Raw genomic sequence first — 23,683 nt, 5'->3', positions numbered from 1 at the left:
AGGCTCGTCGTCATGAGCGGCCCCGACATGTTCGACGAAGCGCACGCGGCCTCGTACGACGAGCGCTTCGCCCGGTTCGCCCCGATGCGCGACGACCTGCACCTGGTGACCCGGATCGCCCTGGGCGAGCTGCCCGCCGACGCCCGGGTCCTCTGCGCCGGCGCGGGCACCGGGGCGGAGCTCCTGCACCTCGCCGCGGCGTTCCCGGGGTGGCGCTTCACCGCGGTGGATCCCTCGGAGCCGATGCTCCGGCGCTGCCGGGCGCGGGCCGAGGCCGCCGGGGTGAGCGAGCGCTGCCGGTTCCACGAGGGCACGGTGGACGGGCTCCCCGCGGACGAGCGCGCCTTCGACGGCGCGACGGCGCTCCTCGTCTCGCAGTTCCTGGTCGATCCCGGGGCCCGCCGCGGCTTCTTCCGCGCCATCGCCGACCGCCTGCGCCCCGGGGCGCCGCTCATGATGGCCGACCTCGCCGCCCCCGCGCCCTCCGGAGGGCTGCTCGAGCTCTGGGAGCAGGCCTGGCGCCATGCGGGCGTGCCCGCCGAGCAGGCCGCGCGCATGCGCGAGGCCTACGGCAAGCTCGTCGCGGTCCTCCCGCCGGAGGAGGTCGCCGCGATCGTGACCGCGGGCGGGTTCGACGCCCCGCTCCGCTGCTTCCAGAGCATCCTCATCCACGGCTGGCTGGCGCGCCGGAGCGACGGGCCGTGAGCCGGTCGCGCTGATCCCGGGCGCCGCGGCGATCACGGCCGCGCGTCGGCGCGGACCTCGCGGATGGCGCGGTCGATGGAGTCGCCGGTGCAGAAGTAGGCCAGCAGGCCGCCGCCGCGCCGGGCTGCGCGGAGCGCCGGCAGCGCCTCCGGGTCGCGCAGCTCGCCGATCAGCTCGGCGGCGGCGCGGCGGGTCCCGCACCCCTCGGCCCCGAGCAGCCGGCGCGCGTTCTCCCGGAGCACCGCGTCCGTCCGCAGCGCGGGGTCGGCCGCGAGCGCGAGCCGGTAGCGCCGCAGGCACTCGCCGGAGGCGCGGCGGGCGCAGGCCACGTCGCCGCGGAGCTTGTCGAGGAGCGGCCCGCGGCGGCCGGCGCGATCGGCCTCGTCGAGGAGGGCGCGGGCGCCGGCGGCGTCGCCCGCCGCCAGCCGCGCCGCCACGCCGGCGGCGAGGTCCGCCTCGCCGCGCGGGACGGCGAGGAGGCCGGTGAGGGCGAGGAGCGCGACCGCGAGCACGGCCCGGCCGCGGCGCGAGGCGGGGAGGCGGGCTCGGGCGGTCCGGGCGAGCGGCCGGAGGCGTCCGAGGCCGCGCAGCGCGGCGGCGAGCGCGGGCGCGCGCCGTGCGGCGGAGGTGGCCGCGCCCACCGCGAGGGCGCGGGCCCGCGCGGCGAACGGCGCGAGGCGGGCGCGCGCCCGGGCGGCCAGCTCCGTCCAGGCGATCGGCGCCGACGCGGTGGCCGGGGCCGGGGCCAGGGCCGGCATCGGCATCGGCGCCGGGGCCGGGGCCGGCTCGGGGGCGGCCGGCGCACCGGCAGGTCGGGCGGGCGGCGGCGCCGGCTGCGCGGCCTCCGCCGTCCCGGGCGCCGGCGCCCCGAGCGCGGCGCGCAGCGCCTCGACGCTGCCCGGCCGGCGCCACCGCGGCTTCGCGAGCGCGGCCGCGATCGCGTCCTCGAGCGCGGCGGGCACCTCCGGTCCCGGCGGCGCGGGGGGACGGTACAGGACGCGGTGGGCGGCCTCGATCGCGCTGGGCGCGTCGAACGGCGAGGCGCCGCCCAGGATGGCCTGCACCAGCGCGGCGGTGGAGAACACGTCGGCGCGGCGCCCGGCCGGCGCCCCGCGGAGCACCTCCGGCGCGGCGAAGGCGGCGCGCTCGACCGGTGCGCCGGGCCCGAGCCCCGGGCGCGCCGCACCGCGCGCCCCGAGCGCCACCGCGCCGCCCGGGCCGATCCGGAGGGTGCCCGGGTGCAGCGCCCCGTGCACGCGCCCCGCGGCGTGCAGCGCCGCCACCGCGCCGACCAGCCCGCGCGCGATCGCCAGCCTCGCCTCGCCATCCGGGCGCGCCGCCAGGACCTCCGCCAGCGGCCGCGAGGCCTCCGCCGCAGCGCGCACAGGCTCCGGCACGGCGCCCGGCGCGGTCCCCGCCGCCGTCTCCGACGCGCCGGCGGCCGGGGCCGGCGCCGCGGTCGCGCGGCTCGGCGGCGCGCGCCCGGGCGCGGCGGGCGAGGGGGCCGGCGGGGCGCGGGGCGCGGACGCCGGCGCGGGGAGGGGCGGGAGCGTGTTCACGGAAAGAGGAGCTCCGCGCCGACCGCGCCGCTGAAGGCCGCGTGCACCGAGGCGAGCCGGCCGTAGCGGGCCTCGGCGGAGAGCTGGAGCCGCCCGATCCGGCGGAGCACCGCGGCGCGGGCGTCGCCGCCGGCGCGCACCGCGCCGTGCGGGCCGGTGGTGAGCTGCACGGCGGGGCCGGCGTCGAGGACGAGGCGCCCGGCCAGGCCGTCGTCGCGCGTCAGCGAGAGGCGCGGCGAGGCGGTGGCGTGCAGCGGCGGCGAGAAGAGGCGCGGCGCGGCCGGGTCGGCGACCGGGCCGTCGCCGGAGAGGTCGCGGGCGTGGTGCACCGCCTCGACCGCGCCGCCGGCGGCCAGCTCGAAGCCGCCGGGCCGGGCCAGCACGCGGTCGGCGCGCGCGGCGGCCCCGGCCAGGAAGGTGGAGCGGAAGCCCGCGCCGGAGACGGTCCCGGCCCGCGCCGACAGCTCGCCCCGGAGGTCCTGGCCGGCGAGCGCCACCCGCAGCGCGGCGGCGGTCTCGGAGGCGGCGCCCACGACGCGCCCGTCCACGAGCTCGCCGGCGTAGGCGCGGAACGAGTCGAGCCGCGGCGCGCGCGAGACGGAGGCCGCCACGGTGGCCGCCCCGAGCGTCGCCTCGAGGCCGAGCGCGCCCTGGAAGCCCTGGCCCGCGCGCCGCGCGCCGTCCCACCCGCCCGCCGCGTCGAGGCGCCAGGCAGGGTCGGGGCGCCAGCGCCCGGTGACCCGCACCTGCGCGCCGTCGGCCCGCGCGCCGTCCGGGCCGCGGTGCGCCGCGGCGCCGGCCTCCACCGAGCCGGTGGTGAACGGCGTCGGGTCGGTGCGGCCGGTGGCGAACGCGCCGGCGGAGGAGATCGCGAACTCCCCGCCCGTCTGCGCCAGCGCCCGGGCCAGCCCGCCCGCGGCCGGCTCGCGCCCGCGGCGCAGGTCGCGCTCGAGCGCCGCCAGCTCGGGCCGGGCCGGCCCGTAGCGCCCGGCCAGGTCGCCGTGGGCGAGCGCGCGATCGGGGTCGCCGTTCCACGCGTACGCCTGCGCCAGGCCCCGGTGCGCCTCGGCGTCCTGCGGCGCCGACGCGAGCACCGTCTCGTACGCGGCGATGGCCTCGCCGCTCGTCTCCTTGCGGGCGCCGAGCACGCGCGCGAGCCCGAGCCGCGCGCGCCGCGAGCGCGGCTCGGCCCGCAGCACCGCCTGGTACTCGGCGCGGGCCTCGTCGCGGGCGGCCGGGTCGGCCGCGAGCAGCTCGGCCCGCTCCAGCCGCGCCTCGGCCGAAGGGCGCAGCGCGATCGCGCGCGCGTACGCGTCGCGCGCCTCGGCGCGCCGCCCGGCCTTCGCGAGCGCCCGCGCCCGCCCCAGCGCCAGCTCCGCGTCTTCGGGCCGGCGCGCCAGCAGCTCGTCGTACAGCCCCACCGCCTCGCCGGCGGTGCGGGCGTCGGCGGCGAGCAGCCCCGCCAGCGTGCGCGTCGCGGCCGCGTCGCCGGCGCCCTCGCGGCGGCGGCGGCGCAGCTCGTCGATGGCCGCCTCGCGCCGGGCCGGGTCCCAGAGCAGCAGCCGCAGCCGCTCGTCGCGGAGCGCCCGGTCGTCCGGGGCGGCCGCGAGCAGCCGGTCGTACTCGGCGAGCGCCTCGCCCAGCGTGGCGCGCTCGCGCGCCAGCAGCCGCGCCAGCTCGCGCCGGCGGGCGGGGTCGTCCCGCACCGCCAGGCCCATGCGCAGGTAGCGTACCGCGTCCTTCGAGCGGTACGCGTAGCGCGACCACTGCAGCAGCCCGGCCTGGCGGAACGCCAGCTCCGCGTCGTCGGGGAACCGCGCCAGGTGGCGGTCCAGCTCCGCGACCGCGAGGTCCGTGTCGCCGTTCTGGAGGAGCGCCAGCGCCACGCCGCGGGAGGCCTCGCGGCTGCGCGGGTTCTCGGCGAGCGCCTTGCGGTACGCCTCGACCGCGGCGGCGCAGTTGCCGATGCGCAGGTTGGCGCGGCCGCGCGCGAGGTACCAGGCCTCGGAGATCCCGGCGGGCCGGGCGGCGGCGGGGAGCGCGAGCGCGGCCGCGAGGGCGGCGGCGCGAAGGGTTCGGATCATCGGGCGGGACTCCCTCGGGCGTCAGGTCGTCAGGCAGCAAGGTAGGCATGCGGCTCGGCGCCCGGGACGGGCTCCGCCTGGAGCGCCAGCCCCAGCCGCCACAGGCCCGGGAGGATGCGACGGGCGTGGATCACGCGGGCCCAGCCGATCCCCTCCGGGGCGAGCAGGGCCAGCGCCGCGCCCGGCGCGGGGATCGCATCCCGCGCGCCGGCCGCGACGAGCCCCAGCCCGCCGGGCGAAGCGTCCACCGCGAGGGCCCGGCAGGCGCGCCCCGCCCCGCAGAGCCGCAGCGGCCGCAGCGTCCGCCGCCGCGCCCCGAGGCGGCGCCGCGCGCGGAGCGGCCGGACCGCCCGCCACAGCCCGGCGAGGAGGTGCCAGGCCATCGCCACCTGCCAGCGGCTGCGCCCCTCGTGCGCGCCCGCGTGCGCCCCGTCGGCCGAGAACGCGATCCGGACCAGCGCGCGCGCCTCGGCCGCGGAGACGCCCTGGAACGCGAGGCCGGCGCGAGGCGCCCCGCCCACGGCCTCGAGGTAGGCGACGCGCGCGCGGAGGCGGAGCCGCTCGGGCCCGTCGAACGTCACCTCCACCTCGGCCGGCAGCGCGGCGCCGGGCGGCAGCGCCACCGCGGCCCCGCCGCGGGCGAGGTCGAGCGTGGTCGCGGCGAGGGACAGCCCCGGCGCGTCCAGGCGCACCGCCAGCCGCCGCCGGATCCGCTCGTCGGCGCGGCGCTGCGGGCGCTCCCAGGCGACCAGCAGCGCGAGCAGCACCGAGACCAGGTTCGCGGCCGCCCAGGCCAGGTTGAACGCGTAGGCCTCGACCTCGATGCCGAACGCCCACAGCTCCGCCGCGCCCTTGGCGATGGCGAGGAGCCCGACCGCCGCCGCCGCGATCGTGAACGCCGAGGTGCGCAGGTCGAAGCGGCGCCGCTCCGAGCGCACGCCCTTGGGCGTCACCTTGAAGCCGAGCCGCCTCGGCAGGAGCAGGTCGAGCGTGGCGCGCGCCAGCGGGAACGCCACCGCGCCCTCGTACAGGCTGCCCCACAGCGTCCGCGGCCAGCCCGGCACCAGCGCCGACGCGGCCAGGGGCGCCGCCACCAGGTGCGGGACGAGGTAGGCGAGCAGCACCGGCAGCTCGGCGAAGAGCGGGTGCAGGTGGAACAGGAGGTACGCGAGCGGCGTGGCGAAGAACACCAGCCGGGCCAGCGGGAAGAAGAAGTACCAGAGCGAGGCGAGGTAGCCGAGGCGGTGGCGCAGCGGCAGCCCGCGCTGGAGCAACGGGTTGTCGCGGAAGAAGATCTGCAGGCAGCCCAGCATCCAGCGCCGCCGCTGCACCACGTAGCTCGCCAGGTCCTCGGCGGAGAGCCCCGCGGCGAGGTCCTCGTCCACGAAGCGCGTGCGCCAGGCCCTCGCGTGCAGCTTCTGGCTGGTGTGGATGTCCTCGGTGATGGAGAGCAGGTGGAAGCCGCCCACCGAGGCGAGCGCCTCGCGGCGGAACACCGCGCCGCTGCCCACGAAGAACGCGCCGCCCCAGCGGTCCCGCCCGCCCTGGATGGCGTGGTTGAACAGGTCCGCCTCGTTCGGCACCGACGCCGGCGCGCCGAGCGCGCGCTGGAAGACGTCGGGGTTGTAGAAGTGGTGCGGGGTCTGGACGACGCCGAGCCGTGGATCGCGGAAGCAGGGCACGGTCCGCTCCAGGAACGCGGCCGTGGGCACGTGGTCGGTGTCGAACACGACCACCAGCTCGCCGTCGGTCCGGGCCAGCGCGGCGTTCAGGTTGCCGGCCTTGGCGTGCCGGCGCGGGCCGGCCAGGTAGCGGGCGCCGTGCTCGGCCGCGAGCCGGGCCACCTCCTCGCGGTGCGAGTCGTCGCAGACCACGATCGTCTTGCGCGGGTAGCGCATGGCGGCGCAGGCGGCGAGCGTCTTGTCGAGGATGTCGAGCGGCTCGGAGTAGATGGGCACCAGCACGTCCACCGACGGGTGCGGCTCGCCGGCCTGGAGCGGCGGCTCGGGCGGGCGGGCGCGGTGGCGGAGCCCGACCTGGACCACGAGGAGCGCGACGGTGGAGAGCGCGTAGGCCTCCGCGGCGAGCAGCGCCAGCGAGAGGGCGGGGCCGAGCGGCTCGACGAAGTTGAGCGTCGAGCCGGCGCGCCAGGCGAGGTACCGGATCGACAGGCCGAGCGCGAGCGCCACCAGCGCGGCGCGCGCCGGCCAGAGGCGGCGCGCCAGCGGGGCGAGCACGAGCGCCAGCGCGACCGGGAGCAGCGGGAAGCGGTCGCGGAAGGCGCCCCAGTCCAGCGAGGAGAGGAACGCGAGCGGCTCGTCGAAGCGGCGCAGGAGCCCGGCCTCGAGGGCCCGCCCGAACCAGAGCCAGTTGTGGAGGTAGTAGGGCGTGGCCTCGCCGGAGAGCGCCCTGTCGAACAGCGCGTCGAGCCGCGACGCCCGCATGGCGCGCGCCAGCTCCGGATCCTCGACCTGCGCGAGCGCCTGCACCGAGGCGAGGTGGGGGAGCCCGTCCAGCTCGGAGAGCGGGCGGCCCGAGGTCGTGTACCGCTCGCGCAGCCGCCCCTCGTCGCGGAACGCCTCGGCGGGGAACCGGAGCAGGCGGGCGCGCAGCTCCGCCTCGCCGCGGCGCCCGAACCAGCGCGCGTCGAGCGCCACGCGCCAGTAGACCGGCACCGCGTCGTAGCCGAACGCGTCCGGCTGCCCGCCGGGGCGCGCCAGCAGCAGCTCGCCGGTGCGCGGGTCCACCCAGATCCGCTCGGGCGGGAGCGCCAGGCCCTTCTCGATCACGAGGAAGCGCAGCACCTGGTAGCTCGACTCGACCAGCTCGGCCCAGGGCCGCTCCGGATCGACGTCGGCGAACACCTGATACGCGTACGGCGCGAGGTAGGCGACGTGGATGGTGGGGTAGCGCTCGGCGGGCGCCCAGTTCCCGCCGGTCGGGAGCCAGCGGCCGCCCGCGCGGATCACCTCGCGCGCCCAGATGTCGGCGAGCAGCGGGCGCGCCGCCTCGAGGTAGCGCGGGTCGCCGAAGCGGCGCGACGCGAGCACCAGCGCGAGCGCCACGTCCTGGTCGGCGTCGGTGGCGGCGTTCCGGTCCTGGACCTTGCCGCCCAGCCAGCGCCAGGCCAGCAGCCGGTCCTCGCGCACGGCCAGGTTCTCGCGCGTCCAGCGCCAGACCGCGTCGAGGGTGGCGCGGTCGTCCATCCACACCGCGCGGAGCATGGCGTAGCCCTGGCCCTCGGAGGTGGTGACGCCGCCCTCGTCGAGCGCCGCCACCCGCCCGCCCTGCACGTGGGTGTACCGGTAGTAGCTCCACAGCGCGGAGAGCCCGTCGCGGTCCTGCGCGGCCGCCCGCGGGCGCGGCTCGGCGTGGCCGCACCCCGCGAGCAGGGCCGGCGGGGCGCACAGGACGGCGAGCAGGGGGGCGAGGTTCCGCGCGGTCGGCCGCATCGCGGCGCACGGTGGGGGCCCGTGCCGCGCGGGGGAAGCGCCGCGCCGGGGGCGGGGCCACGTCGGGGGCGGACGTCGCGGGGCGTCGCCGGGACGGCGACGCCGGCGGGGCGTCGCGGGGCCGCGCCGCTACCGCCGGCGCACGGCCGCGATCACGTTCGGCACCGGCCAGGCGTCGCGGTTGTCGGCCGCCGGGGCCGCCTCGAACGCGCCGACCCGCTCCAGCTCGCGCCCGCCGCCGCGCACGAACAGCTGCGCCTCGGGGCCGCCCTCGACGTACATGGCCTGCCGCAGGTCGAGCGGCAGCGCCAGCAGCGCGTTCACCAGCTCGTGCACCGGCCAGGCGCTCCGCGCGTGGATGAACAGCACGCGCCCCTTGCCGTCCACGCCCACCGCCGCGGCGGAGGTCCGGCGCGCCGACGGGGCCCAGACGTTCTTGCGCTGGCAGGAGACCATCCGGATGGACTGCACCGCCGCGCCGTAGCCGCGCAGGGCGCCGTCCAGGTCCTCGCAGTCGCGGTCGATCATCCGCACCGCGGGGAGGCCGCGCTCGAGCGGGTCGAACGCGAGCACGGTGCGGTCGCGCGAGACGCGCCGCTGGTTCACGTGCTCGCGGGTCCGCATGAGCGACACGCTGGTGCGGAAGTCCTCCTGGTACATGCTCGCGTTGATCGCGGCCGACGCGCCGGCGCGCTCGGCCCAGGCGCGCGCGGTGAGCAGCCCGCCGTGGCTGGGCGCCGAGGCGTTCAGCAGCCGCAGCTCGAAGCGGGCCGGGTCGATGCGCACCACCACGATCTTCCCGTCGCCCGCGACGCCGGGCGGGCCGTCGAACTGGCCCAGCTCCAGGCCGGGCTCGAGCGCCTGGAAGCCGGCCGGGGCGGCGGGCGGGGCGGCGCCGGCGAGCGCGAGGAGGGCGGCGAGGGCGAGCGCGGGCATCCCGCGCATTGTCGGGCCCGCACGAGGTCGTGACAAGGGCCGGGGGCGTGCCAGGATCCTTCCATGGCCCATCCCCTCGCCGGAAAGCCCGCGCCGCGCGACGCGCTGGTGGACGTCCCCGACCTGCTCCGCCGCTACGCCGCGGACGCGCCCGACCCATCCGTCCCCGCCCAGCGGGTCGCGTTCGGCACCTCGGGCCACCGCGGCTCCTCGCTGCGCCGGAGCTTCAACGAGGCGCACATCCTCGCGGTGACGCAGGCGGTCTGCGAGCACCGCGCCCGCGCCGGGGTGACCGGTCCCCTGTTCCTGGGGCGCGACACCCACGCGCTGTCCGAGCCGGCCGAGCGCACCGCGCTGGAGGTGCTCGCCGCGAACGGCGTCGAGGTGGTGATCTCGCAGGGCGGGGCGCCCGTCCCCACCCCGGTCGTCTCGCACGCCATCCTCGCGGCGAACCGGGGGCGGACCGCGGGGCTGGCGGACGGGATCGTGATCACGCCCTCGCACAATCCGCCCGAGGACGGCGGCATCAAGTACAACCCGCCCGACGGCGGACCGGCCGACACCGCCGTGACCTCCGCCATCGAGGCGCGCGCGAACGCGCTGCTCGCGGACGGCAACCGCGAGGTGCGGCGCGTCCCGTGGGAGCGGGCGCGGCGGGCCGCCACGGTGCGCGAGCGCGACTACGTGCGGCCGTACGTCGAGGACCTCGCCGCGGTGCTGGACCTGGACGCCGCGCGCGGCGCGCCGCTCCGGGTGGGCGTGGATCCGCTGGGCGGCTCGAACGCGCACTACTGGGGCGCCATCGCGGAGGCCTACGGGCTCGACCTCGAGGTGACGAACCCGGTGGTGGATCCGACGTTCGGCTTCATGCCGCTCGACCACGACGGGAGGATCCGCATGGACTGCTCGTCGCCGTACGCGATGGCGAACCTGGTCGCGCTGAAGGACCGGTTCGACCTCGCCTTCGGCAACGACGCCGACTCCGACCGCCACGGGATCGTGACCCCGTCCGCCGGCCTGATGAACCCGAACCACTACCTGGCGGTCGCCATCGACTGGCTGTTCGCGCACCGCGACGGGTGGCCGGCGGCGGCGGGGGTGGGCAAGACGCTGGTCTCGTCGGCGCTCATCGACCGGGTGGCGCGGCGGCTCGGGCGGCGGCTGGTGGAGGTCCCGGTCGGCTTCAAGTGGTTCGTCCCGGGGCTGCTCGACGGGAGCCTGGGGTTCGGCGGGGAGGAGAGCGCCGGGGCGACGTTCCTGCGGCGCGACGGGAGCCCCTGGACCACCGACAAGGACGGGATCGTCATGGACCTGCTGGCGGTGGAGATCCGCGCCCGCAGCGGCCGCGATCCCGGCGAGCGGTACCGCGCGCTCGCCGCCGACCTGGGCGCGCCGGTCTACGCGCGCGTGGACGCGCCGGCGACGCCCGCCGAGAAGGCCATCCTGGGCAAGCTCTCGCCGGAGGCGGTGGCGGCCACCACGCTCGCCGGCGATCCCATCACCGCGCGGCTGACGCGCGCCCCCGGGAACGGCGCCGCCATCGGCGGGCTCAAGGTGACGACGGAGCAGGGCTGGTTCGCGGCGCGGCCGTCCGGCACCGAGGACGTCTACAAGATCTACGCGGAGAGCTTCCGCGACGCGGCCCACCTCGATCGCATCCTGGAGGAGGCGAGGGCGATCGTGGCCGCGGCGCTGCGGGCGTGAGCCGGCCGTCAGGGCGCGTCGGTGGGGTCCCAGCTCGTCCGGTAGCCCTCGTCGAGCCCGTCGAGCGCGGCGAGATCCGCCGGCGACAGCGAGAAGCCGAACACGTCGGCGTTCTCGCGGATCCGGTGCTCGTGCACCGACTTCGGGATGGTCACCAGGCCGTGCTCGATGCCCCAGCGGATGAGCACCTGCGCCGGCGTGCGCCCGACCCGGTGCGCCACCCGCTGCAGCACCGGGTTCTCCATCTTGTGGCCGCGGACCAGCGGGCCGTACGCCTCGACCTGGATGCCCCTGGCCTTGCAGAAGTCCACCAGCTCGCGCTGGAGCAGGAACGGGTGCAGCTCGACCTGGTTCACCGAGGGCGGCTCGTTCGCCGACGCCAGCAGCTCCTCCAGGTGACGGACCGTGTAGTTCGAGACGCCGATGGCCCGGGCCTTCCCGTCGGCGAGGATCCGCTCCATGGCCCGCCAGGTCTCGCCGCGCAGCTTCGGCACCGGCCAGTGGATCAGGTACAGGTCGAGCCGGTCGAGCCCGAGCCGGCGCAGGCTCTCGTCGCAGGCGCGCAGCGTCGAGTCGTAGCCGTGGTCGGAGTTCCAGAGCTTGGTGGTGACGAAGACCTCGTCGCGGGGGACGCCGCTCTCGCGGATGGCCGCGCCCACGTCCTCCTCGTTGCGGTAGGCGCGCGCGGTGTCCACCAGCCGGTACCCGAGCCGCAGCGCGGCGAGCACCGCGTTGCGCGTCTCGTCGCCGGGCGGCGACTGCCACACCCCCAGCCCGAGGACGGGCATGCGCACGCCGCCGCGAAGCTCGACGGTCGATCGGATCGTCCAGGCGCCGGCCATGACGTCTCCTCACCCCCGCGGCGGAACGGCGAACCGAGGGTCGAGTCGACATAATGACGCAGGCCGCGGCGCCGCGCACCGCCGCGTTTCGGGAATGGGGCCGGCGGTGGGATGATCCCCCGGAGAGGTGACGCATGCACGTGCTGGTGGCGGGGTGCGGCTGGCTCGGCTCGGCGATCGCGAGGCGGTTGCTGTTCGAGGGGAGGCGCGTGACCGGGGTCCGCCGCGATCCGGCGCGGGCGGCGGCGCTGGCCGCGACCGGCATCGCGCCGCTCGCGCTGGATCTCGCCGCGCCCGGCGCCGAGGAGCGGCTCCCGGCGGTCGACGCGGTGGTCGCGTGCCAGTCGGCGACCTCCGACACGCCCGAGGCGTACCGCGCCGCCTACCTGGACGCGAACCGGGCGCTGCTCGCCCACGCCCGCCGCTGCGGCGCGCGGCTCGTCTACACCGGCTCGACCGGCGTCCTCGGGCAGAGCGACGGCCTGGACGTGGACGAGTCGAGCCCGCCCATGCCGCTCGGCCCGACGGCCGAGGTGCTGGCGGAGGCGGAGCGGGCCATCCAGGCGGCGGGCGCGGCGGGGCTCCAGGCGTGCGTGGTGCGCCTGTCCGGCCTGTACGGGCCCGGCCGGGCCGGCATCGTGGAGCGGGTGCGGAGCGGGCGCCTCGCGCTCGGGGCGGGGGAGCAGGCCTGGATGAACTTCTGCCACCTCGACGACGCGGTGTCGTTCGTGCTCGCCGCGATCGCCCGCGGCGCGCCGGGGGCGGTCTACCACGGGAGCGACGCGGCGCCGGCGCGCCGCCGCGAGGTGGTGCGCTGGATCGCGGACCGGATCGGCGTCGAGCCGGCCCGCGCCACCGTGGCGCCGCCGGGCCCGGACCGGCGCGTCCTCTCCGAGCGGACGCGCGCCGCGCTCGGCGTGACGCTCGCCTACCCGAGCTTCCGGGAGGGGCTGCTCCCGCTCGTGCCCGAGGTGCGGCGGACCTGACGGAGGCTCACAGCGCGGCGGCCACCGCGCGCGCCGCGGCGGCCAGCGCGTCCTCGCCCAGCATGTCCTCCGGCCGGCCCTCGAAGCAGCGGCGGCCGCGCAGGCGCTCCGGGGTGGCGGCGGTGCGGGGGACGAGGTGCAGGTGGAAGTGGCGGAGCGCGTCGCCGATGGCGAACGCGTAGACGTGCTCCGCGCCGAGGACGGCGCGCTGCGCGTTCATCACCCGCGCGGCGAGCGGCCCGAGCGCGGCCAGCTCGGCGGGCGCGAGGTCGTACCAGGCGCGCGCGTGGCGCTCGCTGGTGAGCACCAGCCAGCCGGGGATGGGCGAGGCGTCGGCGAGCGCGTGCAGCGCGAAGCCGCCCTCGCGGCGGAGCAGGCCGCCGGGCACGCGGCCGCGGCCCAGGAGGAGTTCACAGGCGGTGCAAGGTTCGGCGGTGGACATGGGGGCTCCGGTGCGGCGCGGGGCCGCGCCCGCGCCGAGAGCGAATCCCTGACGGAGCGCGGCGGACGGGCGGGCGGCTGCAACCATCCGTCATAGCAGACCTCGATGGGCGAGGCGCGCCGGGTGCGACCCGGAGGGGGCTTCCCCCTCGTGTAGTCAAGGCTCACGTTCGGGCTCACACAACGCGCCGAAAGTGGGAATGGCGGCGGCGCTTGCCTGTTTCCGACCCGAGCAGCCATCCGGGAGACCTCCAGAGTGCACACCCTGCCCAATCCGACCCCGCTCGCCGCGCTCATCCGCTCCGAGACCACGGTCTCCGGCCACCGGAACCTGTACTGCTTCCACTACGACGCGTGCCTCGACGTCGCGGTGAAGCTCGACTGGGACAGCTGGTCCTGCGAGAAGTGCCCGCTGTTCCGGGTGCAGGAGGAGCCGCGCGCGTTCGCGGGGAGCTTCGCGAACGACCGCCGCGGCGGCGGCCAGGCCCACTAGTCCGCGGTCGCCGGGCGAGGCCCCCGCGTCCGCGGCGGGGGTGTCCGCCGCGGTCACGTCCGGCGCGCTCGCGTCTCAGGAACGGTCCGGACCCGCCATGCTGGCGGGCCCGTCGACCCCGTCCTAGGATCCGCGCGCATGACGACACTCCCGGTCTTGCAGCTCGCAGCCGTCCTCCTCGCCGCGGCGCCCTCCGCGCCGGCGGCGCCCCCGCAGGCCGCAGCCGCCGCGAAGCCCACCGCCGCCGACGCGAAGGCGTTCGTGGGCGAGGCCAACGCGGAGCTGAAGAAGCTCTGGATCCGCTGGTCCACCGCGGAGTGGATCAAGTCCACGTACATCACCGACGACACCGAGCGGAACGCCGCGGCCCTCAACGAGGACCAGATGGCGTACCTGACCGACGCGATCCGCGGCGCGGTCCGGTTCCAGGGCGTCGGCGCCGACCCCGACACCGAGCGCATGCTGATGCTGCTGCGCATCGCCTCGCCGCTCCCGGCGCCGAGCGACGCCGCCCAGCGGGCCGAGCTGGCGCAGCTCGCCGCGAAGCTCGAGGGCATGTACGGCAAGGGCAAGTGGTGCGGCGCGCCCGGCAGCGCGGCGCGCGGCGCCGGGAAGTGCCGCGACCTGCAGGACCTCGAGCAGGTGATGGCGAAGAGCCGCGACTACGACGCGCTGCTCGACGCCTGGACCGGCTGGCACACCATCTCGCGCGACATGCGCCCGCTCTACGAGCGGATGGTGACCATCTCCAACGCGGGCGCGCGCGAGATCGGCTTCCGCGACCTCGGCGACCTGTGGCGCAGCGGCTACGACATGCCGCCCGACGCGTTCGAGGCCGACACCGACCGGCTCTGGGCGCAGGTGAAGCCGTTCTACGAGGAGCTGCACTGCTACGTCCGCAGCAAGCTGCAGAAGGCCTACGGCAAGGCGCGGGTGCCGGACGGCAAGCCCATCCCGGCGCACCTGCTCGGCAACATGTGGGCGCAGGACTGGGCCAACCTCTACCCGCTGGTCGAGCCGTACCACGGGCAGCCCTCGCTCGACGTGGACGCGGCGCTGCGCCGGCAGAAGACCGACCCCGTCAAGATGGTGAAGCTGGGCGAGGCGTTCTTCACCTCGCTGGGCTTCGAGCCGCTCCCGAAGACGTTCTGGGAGCGCTCGCAGTTCACGAAGCCGCGCGACCGCGACGTGGTGTGCCACGCCAGCGCCTGGGACGTGACCTACTCCGCCGACCTGCGCATCAAGATGTGCATCCGGCCGACCGAGGAGGACCTCGTCACCATCCACCACGAGCTCGGGCACAACTTCTACCAGCGCGCCTACGTGCACCTGCCGGTGCTCTTCCAGAACGGCGCGAACGACGGCTTCCACGAGGCCATCGGCGACGCCATCGCGCTCTCCATCACCCCCGGCTACCTGAAGCAGGTCGGCCTCATCCAGACCGTGCCGAAGGATGAGAAGGGCGTGGTGAACGTCCAGATGAAGCGGGCGCTCGAGAAGGTCGCGTTCCTGCCGTTCGGCAAGCTCATCGACCAGTGGCGCTGGGACGTGTTCTCCGGCAAGACGCCGCCGGCGCGCTACAACGCCGCCTGGTGGGAGCTGCGCCGCAAGTACCAGGGCGTGGACGCGCCGGTGGCGCGCAGCGAGGCGGACTTCGACCCGGGCGCGAAGTACCACGTGCCGGCGAACGTGCCCTACACGCGCTACTTCCTCGCGCACGTGTACCAGTTCCAGTTCCACAAGGCGCTGTGCGAGGCGGCCGGCTGGAAGGGGCCGCTGCACGAGTGCTCGATCTACGGCTCGAAGGCGGCCGGCAAGAAGCTCGAGGCGATGCTGGCCATGGGCGCCTCGAAGCCGTGGCCGGACGCGTACGAGGCGCTGACCGGCTCGCGCCAGGCGGACGCGTCGGCGATGCTCGAGTACTTCGCGCCGCTGCGCACCTGGCTGCGGAAGCAGATCGCCGGCCAGTCCTGCGGCTGGTAGGCGCCCGCGCGCCGCTCCGGCGCGCAGCCCGGGAAGAAGACGCGCCCCGGCGGCCGAGCGGTCGCCGGGGCGCGTCGTTCCCGCTCGTCCCTGCTCCGGTCAGCGGTCCAGGTCGCGGTCCGGGTCGCTCCGCCGCGAGCGCTCGGCGTCTTCCTTCAGATCGCCCACGCCCTTGCGGATCTTCCCCCCTGCTCCTCCACCCACCCCTCGGCCTGCTTGGACGGGTTCTCCGTCGCCCCGCCGATCCGCTTCTTCGCGTTGCCCTTCAGCTCGTCGAGCTTGCCCTTGATCTGGTCGCGGTTCACGTGTGCCTCCCTCCGCGGAAGCCTGGGCACCGCCGCGCGCCGCGGCCAGGCGGGGGGTCAGCCCTGCGGCGCGGCCGCCGAGCGCTCCGGCGCGGCGGCGCCCGACGAGCCGCCGCGGCGGCGCAGGTTCCGCAACCGCTCCATCGCCACGTAGAACACCGGCGTCACGAACAGCGTGAGGAGCTGCGAGAACACCAGGCCGCCCACCACCGCGAGGCCGAGCGGCCGGCGCGACTCGGCCCCGGCCCCGAAGCCGAGCGCGATGGGCAGCGTGCCCATCAGCGCCGCCATGGTGGTCATCATGATGGGGCGGAAGCGGACCAGGCACGCCTCGCGGATGGCCTCCCCCGGCGTGCGCCCGCCGCGCTGCGCCTCCACCGCGAAGTCCACCATCATGATGCCGTTCTTCTTCACCAGGCCCACCAGCATGACGATGCCGACGAACGCGTAGATCGACAGCTCCACGCGGAACACGAGCAGCGTCACCAGCGCGCCCAGGCCGGCGAAGGGGAGGGCGGTGAGGATGGTGAACGGGTGGGCGAAGCTCTCGTACAGGATGCCGAGCACCACGTAGATGACGAGCACCGCCATCACGAGCAGCAGGCCCAGGCCGGACAGCGAGGACTGGAACGCCTGCGCCGTGCCCTGGAAGCGCGTGGCGACCGTGGCCGGCAGCATCCGGTCCGCCTCGGCCTGCACCGCGGTCACCGCCTGGCCCAGGGAGGCGCCCTCGCGGAGGTTGAACGCCAGCGTCACCGAGGGGAGCTGGCCGGAGTGGTTCACCGTCAGCGGCCCCACGCCGCGCTCCAGCCGCGCGACCGTGTCGAGCGGGACCGGCGCGCCCGAGGTGGAGCGCACCCGCAGGAGCGCGAGCGCCGCGGGCTCGAGGCGGAACGACGGCCCCAGCGTGAGGATCACCTGGTACTGGTCCTCCGGCGCGAAGATGGTCGAGACCTGCCGGTCGCCGTAGGCGGTGTAGAGCGCGTCCTCGATGGCGTCCGGGGTCACCCCGAGCGCCGCGGCCCGGTCGCGGTCGATCCGGACGGTGACGCGCGGCGAGGCGAGCCGCAGGTCGCTGGTGACGTCCTGGAGCAGGGGCATGGCGCGCAGCCGCTCCTCCAGCGCCTGCGCGTGCCGGTACAGCCCCTCGGTGTCGGCGTCCTGCAGCGTGAACTGGTACTGCGCGCGGGTCTGCTGGCCGCCGATGTTGATGGGCGGCGGGTTCACCAGGAACACGCGCAGCGCCGGGTACCGGGCCAGCTCGGCGCGCAGGCGCGCGAGCAGCTCGTCCGCGCTCACGTCGCGGTCGTGCCGGCTGCGCAGCCGGAGGAACATGTTGCCCTGCGTGACGCCGGCGGTGCCGCGCCCGCCCACGCTGGACATGAACATCTCCACCTCGGGGTGCGTCGCGACCACCTGCGCCGCGCCGCGCTGCGCCCGGACCATGTAGTCCCAGCTCGCGCCCTCCGGGCCCTCGGTGATGACCTGGAGGCGGGCGGTGTCCTCGCTCGGCAGGAAGCCCTTCTTCACCGCCGCGAACAGCGGGACCATGGCCACGAGCACCACCAGCGAGCCGGCCAGCACGGTGCGCGGGTGCGCCAGCGACCAGACCAGGCCGCGGTCGTAGAGCCGCAGGCTCGCGTCGAAGGCGCGCTCGGTCGCGGCGTAGAGCCGGCCGTGGTGGGCCGCCTTGCCGGGCCGCAGGAAGCGGCTGCACAGCATGGGCGTGAGCGTGAGCGAGACGAACCCGGAGACCAGGATGGCGGCGCCGATGGTGACCGCGAACTCGTGGAAGAGCCGGCCCACGATCCCGCCCATGAACAGCACCGGCAGGAACACCGCCGCGAGCGAGAGGGTCATCGACACGATGGTGAACGCGATCTCCCTCGAGCCGTTCAGGGCGGCCTCGAACGGCCGCTCGCCCATCTCCATGTGCCGGACCACGTTCTCCAGCATCACGATGGCGTCGTCGACCACGAAGCCGACCGCCAGCGTGAGCGCCATGAGCGAGAGGTTGTCGAGCGAGTAGCCCAGCTGGAACATGAGCGCGAAGGTGCCGATGAGCGACACCGGCAGCGCCAGGCTGGGGATCACGGTCGCGGGCAGGTTGCGCAGGAAGACGAAGATGACGAGGACCACCAGCGCGAGCGTGAGCAGCAGCGTGAACTTCACGTCGGTGACCGACTCCTCGATGGTCTCCGAGCGGTCGTAGAGCAGCTCGAGCTGGGCGGCGCCCGGGAGCTGCGCCCGCAGGGTGGGGAGGAGCTGCCGGACGGCGTCCGCCACCGCGACGGTGTTGGTGCCGGGCTGGCGCTGCACCGCCAGCACGATGGCGCGCTGCTCCCGCCCCTCCTTCCAGAGCCAGGCGGCGGCGAGCTCGTTCTCCACGCCGTCGCGGGCCCGGCCCACGTCGGCGACGCGCACCGGCGCGCCGTTCCGGAACGCGAGCACCACGTCGGCGAAGTCCTTGGCGCGCATCAGCCCGCCGGTGGCCTCCACGGTGAACGCGCGCGCGCCGCCCTGCACCAGGCCGGCCGGGAGGTTGGGGTTCGCGGCCGCGATGGCGGCGGTGGCCTCGTCGAGCCCGATGCCGCGCGCCGCCAGCGCCTGCGGGTCCAGCTCGATCCGGACCGCGTACTTCTGCGGCCCGTAGACCAGCACCTGCGCGACGCCGGCGATGGTGGCGACCCGCTGCGCGACCACGTCCTGCGCGAACCGGTTCAGGTCGGAGAGCGGCAGGGTGGGGGAGGTGAGCGAGAAGTAGACGATGGGTGCGTCCGCCGGGTTCACCTTCCGCAGGGTGGGCGGGCTGGGCATGTTCTGCGGGAGCTGCCGGCCGGCCGCCGAGATGGCGGACTGCACGTCCTGCGCGGCCGCGTCGATGTTGCGGTCGAGGTCGAACTCCAGCGTGATCTGCGTCGTCCCCAGGCCCGAGGACGAGTTCATCGCGGCCAGGCCGGCGATGGTGGAGAACTGCCGCTCCAGCGGCGTCGCCACCGAGGACGCCATGGTCTCCGGGCTGGCGCCGGGCAGCGAGGCGGAGACGGTGATGGTGGGGAAGTCGACGTTGGGGAGGTCGGAGACCGGCAGCTTCTGGTAGGCGACCAGGCCGAACGCGATGAAGCTCGCCATGACGAGCGTCGTCATGACGGGCCGGCGGATGAAGGGCTCGGAGAGGTTCATGTGCCCGGCGCCTTCCGGCCCTCCTCGCGCGGCCCCTGCACCTCCACCGCCGCGCCCGGCCGCAGCTTCAGCTGGCCCTCGATCACCACCCGCTCGCCGGGCGCGATCCCCTTCGAGAGCACCGCCTCGGCGTCGCCCGCCTGCTCGACCGTCACGCCGCGCAGCTCGGCCTTCCCGTCCGCGCCGACCACGTAGGCGTAATCGCCCTGCTGGCCCTGCGCGACCGCGGCGGCCGGCACCACCACCGCGCCGCGCCGCTCGCCGATCCGGAGCGCGACGTCCACCACCTGCCCGGGCCAGAGCGCCTCGTCCTCGTTGGCGAGGCGAGCCTTGAGCAGGATGGTGCCGGTGCCGGCGTCCACGGCGTTGTCCACGAAGTCGAGCACGCCTGCGATCTCGGGCCCGTCGCCCGCGCGCACGCGCACCGGCGGCGGGCGGGCGCGCCAGCCCTGCAGCGCCGGCAGGTGGCGCTCCGGGATGGAGAAGGCGGCGTAGACCGGCTTCACCTGCTCGATGGTGAGCAGCGGGGTCTGCGCGGACGCGGTGACGAGGTTGCCGGCGTGCACGAGCAGCCGCCCGGTGCGGCCCGTCGCGGGCGCGCGCACCGTGCAGTAGGAGAGGTCGAGCGCGGCCCGCTCCACCTGGGCGCGGTCGGCCGCCACCGCCGCCGCCGCCGCGGTCGCCGCGGCCGACGCCTGCTCGGCCTGCTGCTGGGTGACGTACTCCTTCTTCACCAGCTCGGCGAAGCGGCGTGCGTCGTCGCGGGCGCTCGCGGCGCGGGCCTCGTCCTGGGCGAGCCGGGCGCGCGCCTCGTCGAGCGCGGCGCGGTACGGGCGCGGGTCGAGCTCGAGCAGCACCTCGCCCTGGCGCACCGCCTGGCCCTCGGTGAAGCGCACCGCGACGATGGGGCCGGACACCTGCGCGCGCACCGCCACCGACTGGTTGGCCACGATGCGCCCGACGGCCCGGACCTCCACCGGCACGTCGCGCCGCTCCGCCACGGCCGTGCGCACCGCCACCGGGCGCGGCCCCTTCGGCCCGCCGTCGCCGCCCCGCCCGCAGGCGGCGGCGAGCGCGGCGAGGGTGAGCGCGAGCGGCGCGGCGCGGGGGGCGATCATGGGTTCCCTTCCGGTGCGGGAGCGGGCGGCGCGGGCGCGGCGGCCGGCGCGGGCAGCGCGAGGCGGCCGGTGGCGCGGGCGAGCTGGGCGAGCGCCACGAGGTAGTCGGCGCGGGCGCGCACCTCCTCGGCCCGGGCGCCCTCCAGCGCGGCCTGCGCGGTGAGGAGATCGAGGATCGAGCCGACGCCCTCGCGGTAGCGGCCGGCGGCGACGTCGCTGGAGGCCCGGGCCGAGGCGAGCAGGTCGCGCGCGGTCTCGACGCGGAGGCCGGCAGAGCGGAACGCCTGGTAGCCGGTCCAGACCTGGAGCGCCACCGCCTGCCCGGTGGCGGCGGCGCGCGCCTCGGCGGCGTCGGCGGCGGCGCGGGCGGCGAGCGCGTCGTATGCCGGCCGCAGCAGCCCCTCCAGCAGCGGGACGCGCAGGGAGAGCCCCACGGTCCAGGCGCTCGAGGGCGGGACGCCCGACGGGTCGAGGTACCAGGAGCGGCTGGCGGCGGCGTTCAGCGAGAGGACCGGGAGCCACGCGCGCTCGGCGGCCCGGGCGCCGGCCGCGGCCGCGCCGGCCTGGGCCCGCGCGCGGGCCAGGTCGGGGCTCCGCCGCGCCGCCTCGTCGAGCAGCGCCTCGACCGCCGGGGAGGTCTCCGGGACGCGGACGTCGGCGGGGAGCGCGCCGAGGTCGAGCGTCGCGGTGGGCGGGAGCCCGGCCAGCGTGGCGAGCGCGCCGGCGACGGTGAGCGCCTGGCCCTCGACCTGCTGCAGCCGCAGGCGCGCCTGCGACAGCGCGGTGCGGGCCTGCAGGACGTCGGCGACCGTGGCCACCCCGGCGCCGCGCCGCCCCTCGGCGGCGGCGAGGCTCTCCTCGGCCTGCTTCACCGCGGCCGCCTCCGCCTCGGCCAGCGCGCGGCTGCCCAGGTACTGGTAGGCGGTCTCCTGGACGCGCAGCACCAAGTCGGCGACCGCCGCGTGCTCGGCGAGGCGCGACGCGAGCAGCAGCTGGTCGGCCTGGTCCACCCGCGCCGCGCGCGCGCCGAGGTCGAGCAGGATCCAGGTGAGCTCGCCGGACGGCCCGGCGGTGGTGGCGGTGGTGCCGGCGCGCGTCAGCGTGCGCGCGGTCTCGGCGCGCTGGACGCCGGCGCCGACCGAGACGGAGGGCAGGTACGCGGTGCGCTCGCCGCCCGCGGCCGCCGCGGCGGCGCGCACGTCGTGCCAGGCGGCGCGGGTGGCGGGATCGACCTCCAGCGCGCGGGCCACCAGCTCGGGGATCGAGCGCGGCGCGGCGGGCGCGGGGGAGGGCGGGGGCGCGGCGGGCTCCGCGGGCGCAGGCGGCGGCGCGGGCTCGGCCGCGGCCCGGCGCGCCACCTCCGCCGGCGGGGCGGTGCGCCCGTCCACGAAGCGCGAGGGCGCCAGCGTGGCGCAGCCGCCCGCCGGGAGGATCACGGCGAGGAGGGCGGCGGTGCGGGCGCGGGCGGCGGCCATGACCTGCCCTATTTGAAGGACGCCGGCCCGCGCGTCAACGGCCGCGTCACTCGCCGCGCAGGATCGGGTCGAGCTCGCCGCGCTGCTCGAGCGCGTCGAGGTCGGAGAACCCGCCCAGCGACCGCTCCCCGGCGAAGATCTGCGGGACGGTGAGCTGGCCGGTCTTCTCGGCGAGCCAGGTGCGCAGCTCGTCCCGGCCCTCGACCGAGATCTCCTCGAACGCGACGCCCTTCTTCTCGAGGAGGCGCTTGGCGCGCACGCAGTAGGGGCAGTTCTGCTTGGTGTAGACGGTGATCTTGGGAGCGTTCATGTCTTCCTCGAAGATAACGCGGCGCCCGGCCCCCGCACAGCAGGACCGGGCGCCGCCCCCGCGGCTGCCGGCGCGGTCCGTGCTCCGCGCCGGCCTCCGATGGAGGAACCCTGCGATCAGCCCCGCACCATCCGCGAGCGCGGGCCGTACCCGTCGGCGCCGCCGGACACGCGCGCCAGCGCGCGGAGGCGGCGGATGCGCTCCTCGGCGGGCGGGTGCGTCGAGAACATCCGGGCCAGGCCGCCCAGCACCGCGCCGGCGCCGAACGGGTTGACGATGAACAGGCTGGCGGTGGCGGGCGCGCCGGCCGCGGACGGCAGCACCTCCGCCCCGCGCTGGAGCTTCTCGAGCGCGCTCGCCAGCGCGAGCGGGTCGCCGCTGATCCGCGCGCCGGTCTCGTCGGCGAGGTACTCGCGGGAGCGCGAGATGCCGAGCTGCACCAGCGTGCCGGCGATGGGCGCGACCAGCATCATGAGCAGCCCGCCGCCGCCGCCCTCCTCGTCGTCGCGGCCGCCGCCCAGCAGGCTCGAGAACATCAGCATGTTGGCGAGGTTCGAGATGGCCGCGGCCATGCCGGCCGCCACGCTCGCCACCAGGATGTCGCGGTTCGCGACGTGCGCGAGCTCGTGCGCGATCACCCCGCGCAGCTCGCGCTCGTCGAGCAGGTCCACGATCCCGCGCGTCACCGCCACCACCGCGTGCTGCGGGTTGCGCCCGGTCGCGAACGCGTTCGCGTGCGGCTCGTCGACGAGGAACAGCCGCGGCGGGGGGATCCCGGCCCGGCCCGACAGCTCGCGGACGATCTCGTGCAGCCGCGGCGCCTCCCCGGGCGGCAGCTCGCGGGCGCCGTGCATGCGCAGCACGATCTTGTCCGAGAAGAAGTAGGCGCCGAGGTTCATCAGCACCGCGATCGCCGTGAACAGCCAGAACGGGCCCGGGCCGAGGCTGGCGCCGAACGCGACCAGCAGGGCCGAGAGCGTGCCGAGGAGCAGGATGGTCTTCAGCTGGTTCTTCACGGTGTGGCCTCCGCCGCGCGACGGTGCGCGCGCAGGGAGAACCTAGTCGCCGGCCGGACGCAGACAAATAGAAAATGATGCCGCGAGTCTGCGAGAAAACCAGGGTACGGGCCGCAGGGGGAGCCCGCCGGCGCCCGCGTCAGGCCTGCGGCGCGCCGAAGATGGCGTCCCGCGCCGCCTCGGCCAGGGTGACCACCGCCGGGTGGCGCAGGCGGCGCTCCACCGTGATGGCGTGGTAGGCCTCGCGCACGTCCTCGGCCCGCCCGATCACGCCCACCTCGAGCTGCGAGCGGATGTCCTCCTCGAGCACGCGCGGCGCGGCGAACACGCCCAGCCCGCGCGCCCCGAACGCCTGCATGAGCGCGCTGTCGTCGAACTCGCCGGCGACCACCGGGCGCACGCCGGTGCGCTCGAGCCAGGCGTCGAGCCCGCGGCGGAGCGCGGTGCCCTCGGAGGGCAGGAGCATGGGCGCGGCCTGCAGCGATCGCGGGAAGCCCTTCCTGAGGTGCGCGAGCGGCCGCGCGGCCAGGAACGAGGTCCCGCAGTCGCCCAGCCGGTGGCTGAACGCCTTCACCTTCACGTCCTCCGGCGCGGGGACGTCGGCGATGACGACGTCCAGCTCGTGCAGCGCCAGCGCCGCGAGCAGCTGCGGCAGCGGGCCCTCGCGGCAGACGAGCGTGAGGTCCGGGTGGGCGTCCACCGCGGGCTGCAGGAGCAGCGCGGCCATGCGCTTCGGGATCACGTCGGCCACGCCGACCACCAGGCGCAGGCGCTGGCCGGTGGGGAGCCCCTTCACCGCCCGCTGCAGCTCGCGCCCGGTGCGGAAGATGTCGTCGGCGTAGCGGAGCACGGTCCGCCCCACGTCGGTGAGGACGAGCCGCCGCCCCTGCCGCTCGAGGAGCTTCACCCCCAGGTTCGCCTCCAGCGTCTTGAGCTGGTTGGAGATGGTGGGCTGCGCGAGCCGCAGCTCCTCGCTGGCGCGGGCGATGCTGCCCGCGCGGGCCACCGTCCAGAAGTAGAAGAGGTGATGGTAGTTGAGCCATTCCATGGAGAAAATCTAACCCGGATCCAGAATTTCCCGGCGCGAACCC

The 23,683-nt window shown here is 76.7% G+C and carries 18 protein-coding genes; 5 read left to right on the top strand and 13 right to left on the bottom strand.

What is annotated here, in order from left to right; all coding sequences use genetic code 11:
• The first annotated feature begins 12 nt into the window (after positions 1-12).
• On the top strand, positions 13-705 hold the full coding sequence (locus ACOQFB_RS11940) for a class I SAM-dependent methyltransferase (RefSeq protein ID WP_421611029.1): 693 nt from the start codon (positions 13-15) through the stop codon (positions 703-705).
• A 32-nt stretch (positions 706-737) separates the two neighbouring features.
• Here ACOQFB_RS11940 and ACOQFB_RS11935 read toward each other — a convergent pair whose 3' ends face one another.
• From ACOQFB_RS11935 to ACOQFB_RS11920, 4 genes are all read right to left on the bottom strand, one after another.
• A complete protein-coding gene (locus ACOQFB_RS11935) occupies positions 738-2,102 on the bottom strand; it encodes a protein kinase family protein (protein ID WP_494492224.1) in 1,365 nt (454 codons plus the stop codon).
• A gap of 158 nt (positions 2,103-2,260) precedes the next feature.
• Positions 2,261-4,348: a tetratricopeptide repeat protein gene (locus ACOQFB_RS11930; protein WP_421610845.1), complete on the bottom strand. Its 2,088-nt coding sequence runs from the start codon at positions 4,346-4,348 to the stop codon at positions 2,261-2,263.
• Positions 4,349-4,377: 29 nt separating this feature from the next.
• Positions 4,378-7,800 (bottom strand): glycosyl hydrolase family 8, encoded by a 3,423-nt coding sequence (locus ACOQFB_RS11925; RefSeq protein WP_421610846.1) that lies wholly within the window; start codon positions 7,798-7,800, stop codon positions 4,378-4,380.
• A 129-nt stretch (positions 7,801-7,929) separates the two neighbouring features.
• Positions 7,930-8,736 (bottom strand): phosphodiester glycosidase family protein, encoded by an 807-nt coding sequence (locus tag ACOQFB_RS11920; RefSeq protein WP_237757996.1) that lies wholly within the window; start codon positions 8,734-8,736, stop codon positions 7,930-7,932.
• Positions 8,737-8,799: 63 nt separating this feature from the next.
• Here ACOQFB_RS11920 and pgm point away from each other — a divergent pair, with 63 nt between their 5' ends.
• Complete coding sequence (gene pgm / locus ACOQFB_RS11915; RefSeq protein ID WP_421610847.1) at positions 8,800-10,440, top strand: phosphoglucomutase (alpha-D-glucose-1,6-bisphosphate-dependent); 1,641 nt, start codon at positions 8,800-8,802, stop codon at positions 10,438-10,440.
• An 8-nt stretch (positions 10,441-10,448) separates the two neighbouring features.
• On the opposite strand, the gene ACOQFB_RS11910 is transcribed toward pgm, so the two are convergent.
• The gene (locus ACOQFB_RS11910) at positions 10,449-11,282 is read right to left on the bottom strand and encodes an aldo/keto reductase (protein WP_059438299.1); all 834 of its coding nucleotides are present in this window, start codon (positions 11,280-11,282) and stop codon (positions 10,449-10,451) included.
• A 134-nt stretch (positions 11,283-11,416) separates the two neighbouring features.
• Here ACOQFB_RS11910 and ACOQFB_RS11905 point away from each other — a divergent pair, with 134 nt between their 5' ends.
• Positions 11,417-12,268: an NAD-dependent epimerase/dehydratase family protein gene (locus ACOQFB_RS11905; protein ID WP_059438300.1), complete on the top strand. Its 852-nt coding sequence runs from the start codon at positions 11,417-11,419 to the stop codon at positions 12,266-12,268.
• Between the two features lie 7 nt (positions 12,269-12,275).
• On the opposite strand, the gene ACOQFB_RS11900 is transcribed toward ACOQFB_RS11905, so the two are convergent.
• Complete coding sequence (locus ACOQFB_RS11900) at positions 12,276-12,710, bottom strand: HIT family protein (RefSeq protein WP_059438301.1); 435 nt, start codon at positions 12,708-12,710, stop codon at positions 12,276-12,278.
• A gap of 255 nt (positions 12,711-12,965) precedes the next feature.
• On the opposite strand from ACOQFB_RS11900, the gene ACOQFB_RS11895 reads away from it, so the two are divergent.
• Together ACOQFB_RS11895 and ACOQFB_RS11890 are read left to right on the top strand one after the other, a co-directional pair.
• Complete coding sequence (locus tag ACOQFB_RS11895) at positions 12,966-13,202, top strand: hypothetical protein (RefSeq protein ID WP_059438302.1); 237 nt, start codon at positions 12,966-12,968, stop codon at positions 13,200-13,202.
• A gap of 138 nt (positions 13,203-13,340) precedes the next feature.
• Positions 13,341-15,185, top strand: coding sequence for a M2 family metallopeptidase (locus ACOQFB_RS11890; RefSeq protein ID WP_059438303.1), 1,845 nt, complete (start codon positions 13,341-13,343; stop codon positions 15,183-15,185).
• A gap of 155 nt (positions 15,186-15,340) precedes the next feature.
• Here the strand turns inward: ACOQFB_RS11890 and ACOQFB_RS11885 are convergent, their stop codons facing one another.
• The 7 genes from ACOQFB_RS11885 to nhaR all read right to left on the bottom strand — a co-directional run bounded on the left by ACOQFB_RS11885 (position 15,341) and on the right by nhaR (position 23,640).
• Positions 15,341-15,490, bottom strand: coding sequence for a CsbD family protein (locus ACOQFB_RS11885; RefSeq protein ID WP_494492223.1), 150 nt, complete (start codon positions 15,488-15,490; stop codon positions 15,341-15,343).
• Positions 15,491-15,547: 57 nt separating this feature from the next.
• Positions 15,548-18,673, bottom strand: coding sequence for an efflux RND transporter permease subunit (locus tag ACOQFB_RS11880; protein WP_059438304.1), 3,126 nt, complete (start codon positions 18,671-18,673; stop codon positions 15,548-15,550).
• Positions 18,670-19,791, bottom strand: coding sequence for an efflux RND transporter periplasmic adaptor subunit (locus ACOQFB_RS11875; RefSeq protein WP_421610848.1), 1,122 nt, complete (start codon positions 19,789-19,791; stop codon positions 18,670-18,672). Before ACOQFB_RS11875 ends, ACOQFB_RS11880 begins: the two co-directional genes overlap by 4 nt.
• Positions 19,788-21,266, bottom strand: a complete 1,479-nt coding sequence (locus ACOQFB_RS11870) for a TolC family protein (protein ID WP_421610849.1) — start codon at positions 21,264-21,266, stop codon at positions 19,788-19,790. Before ACOQFB_RS11870 ends, ACOQFB_RS11875 begins: the two co-directional genes overlap by 4 nt.
• A 46-nt stretch (positions 21,267-21,312) precedes the next feature.
• Positions 21,313-21,576 carry a glutaredoxin 3 gene (grxC, locus tag ACOQFB_RS11865; protein ID WP_059438238.1) on the bottom strand — a complete coding sequence of 88 codons (264 nt, stop codon included), beginning with the start codon at positions 21,574-21,576 and terminating at the stop codon, positions 21,313-21,315.
• Between the two features lie 116 nt (positions 21,577-21,692).
• Entirely contained in the window at positions 21,693-22,592 is a 900-nt protein-coding gene (locus ACOQFB_RS11860) for a zinc metalloprotease HtpX (protein ID WP_421610850.1), read from the bottom strand.
• A 139-nt stretch (positions 22,593-22,731) separates the two neighbouring features.
• The gene (nhaR, locus tag ACOQFB_RS11855; protein WP_059438236.1) at positions 22,732-23,640 is read right to left on the bottom strand and encodes a transcriptional activator NhaR; all 909 of its coding nucleotides are present in this window, start codon (positions 23,638-23,640) and stop codon (positions 22,732-22,734) included.
• Between the last annotated feature and the right edge of the window lie 43 nt (positions 23,641-23,683).

The sequence above is a fragment of the Anaeromyxobacter sp. Red801 genome (genome assembly GCF_049201065.2).
GTDB lineage: Bacteria > Myxococcota > Myxococcia > Myxococcales > Anaeromyxobacteraceae > Anaeromyxobacter.
Note: the sequence above shows the minus strand (reverse complement) of the source record. Positions and strands in the feature narration are given on the sequence as shown.

What these genes read in the sequence shown, in the direction of transcription:
- ACOQFB_RS11870 (WP_421610849.1), bottom strand. Translation starts at nt 21,266, where the DNA reads ATGGCCGCCGCCCGCGCCCGCACCGCCGCCCTCCTCGCCGTGATCCTC.
- grxC (WP_059438238.1), bottom strand. Translation starts at nt 21,576, where the DNA reads ATGAACGCTCCCAAGATCACCGTCTACACCAAGCAGAACTGCCCCTAC.
- ACOQFB_RS11925 (WP_421610846.1), bottom strand. Translation starts at nt 7,800, where the DNA reads ATGCGGCCGACCGCGCGGAACCTCGCCCCCCTGCTCGCCGTCCTGTGC.
- ACOQFB_RS11890 (WP_059438303.1), top strand. Translation starts at nt 13,341, where the DNA reads ATGACGACACTCCCGGTCTTGCAGCTCGCAGCCGTCCTCCTCGCCGCG.
- ACOQFB_RS11880 (WP_059438304.1), bottom strand. Translation starts at nt 18,673, where the DNA reads ATGAACCTCTCCGAGCCCTTCATCCGCCGGCCCGTCATGACGACGCTC.
- pgm (WP_421610847.1), top strand. Translation starts at nt 8,800, where the DNA reads ATGGCCCATCCCCTCGCCGGAAAGCCCGCGCCGCGCGACGCGCTGGTG.
- ACOQFB_RS11940 (WP_421611029.1), top strand. Translation starts at nt 13, where the DNA reads ATGAGCGGCCCCGACATGTTCGACGAAGCGCACGCGGCCTCGTACGAC.
- ACOQFB_RS11930 (WP_421610845.1), bottom strand. Translation starts at nt 4,348, where the DNA reads ATGATCCGAACCCTTCGCGCCGCCGCCCTCGCGGCCGCGCTCGCGCTC.
- ACOQFB_RS11900 (WP_059438301.1), bottom strand. Translation starts at nt 12,710, where the DNA reads ATGTCCACCGCCGAACCTTGCACCGCCTGTGAACTCCTCCTGGGCCGC.
- ACOQFB_RS11875 (WP_421610848.1), bottom strand. Translation starts at nt 19,791, where the DNA reads ATGATCGCCCCCCGCGCCGCGCCGCTCGCGCTCACCCTCGCCGCGCTC.
- nhaR (WP_059438236.1), bottom strand. Translation starts at nt 23,640, where the DNA reads ATGGAATGGCTCAACTACCATCACCTCTTCTACTTCTGGACGGTGGCC.
- ACOQFB_RS11920 (WP_237757996.1), bottom strand. Translation starts at nt 8,736, where the DNA reads ATGCCCGCGCTCGCCCTCGCCGCCCTCCTCGCGCTCGCCGGCGCCGCC.
- ACOQFB_RS11910 (WP_059438299.1), bottom strand. Translation starts at nt 11,282, where the DNA reads ATGGCCGGCGCCTGGACGATCCGATCGACCGTCGAGCTTCGCGGCGGC.
- ACOQFB_RS11905 (WP_059438300.1), top strand. Translation starts at nt 11,417, where the DNA reads ATGCACGTGCTGGTGGCGGGGTGCGGCTGGCTCGGCTCGGCGATCGCG.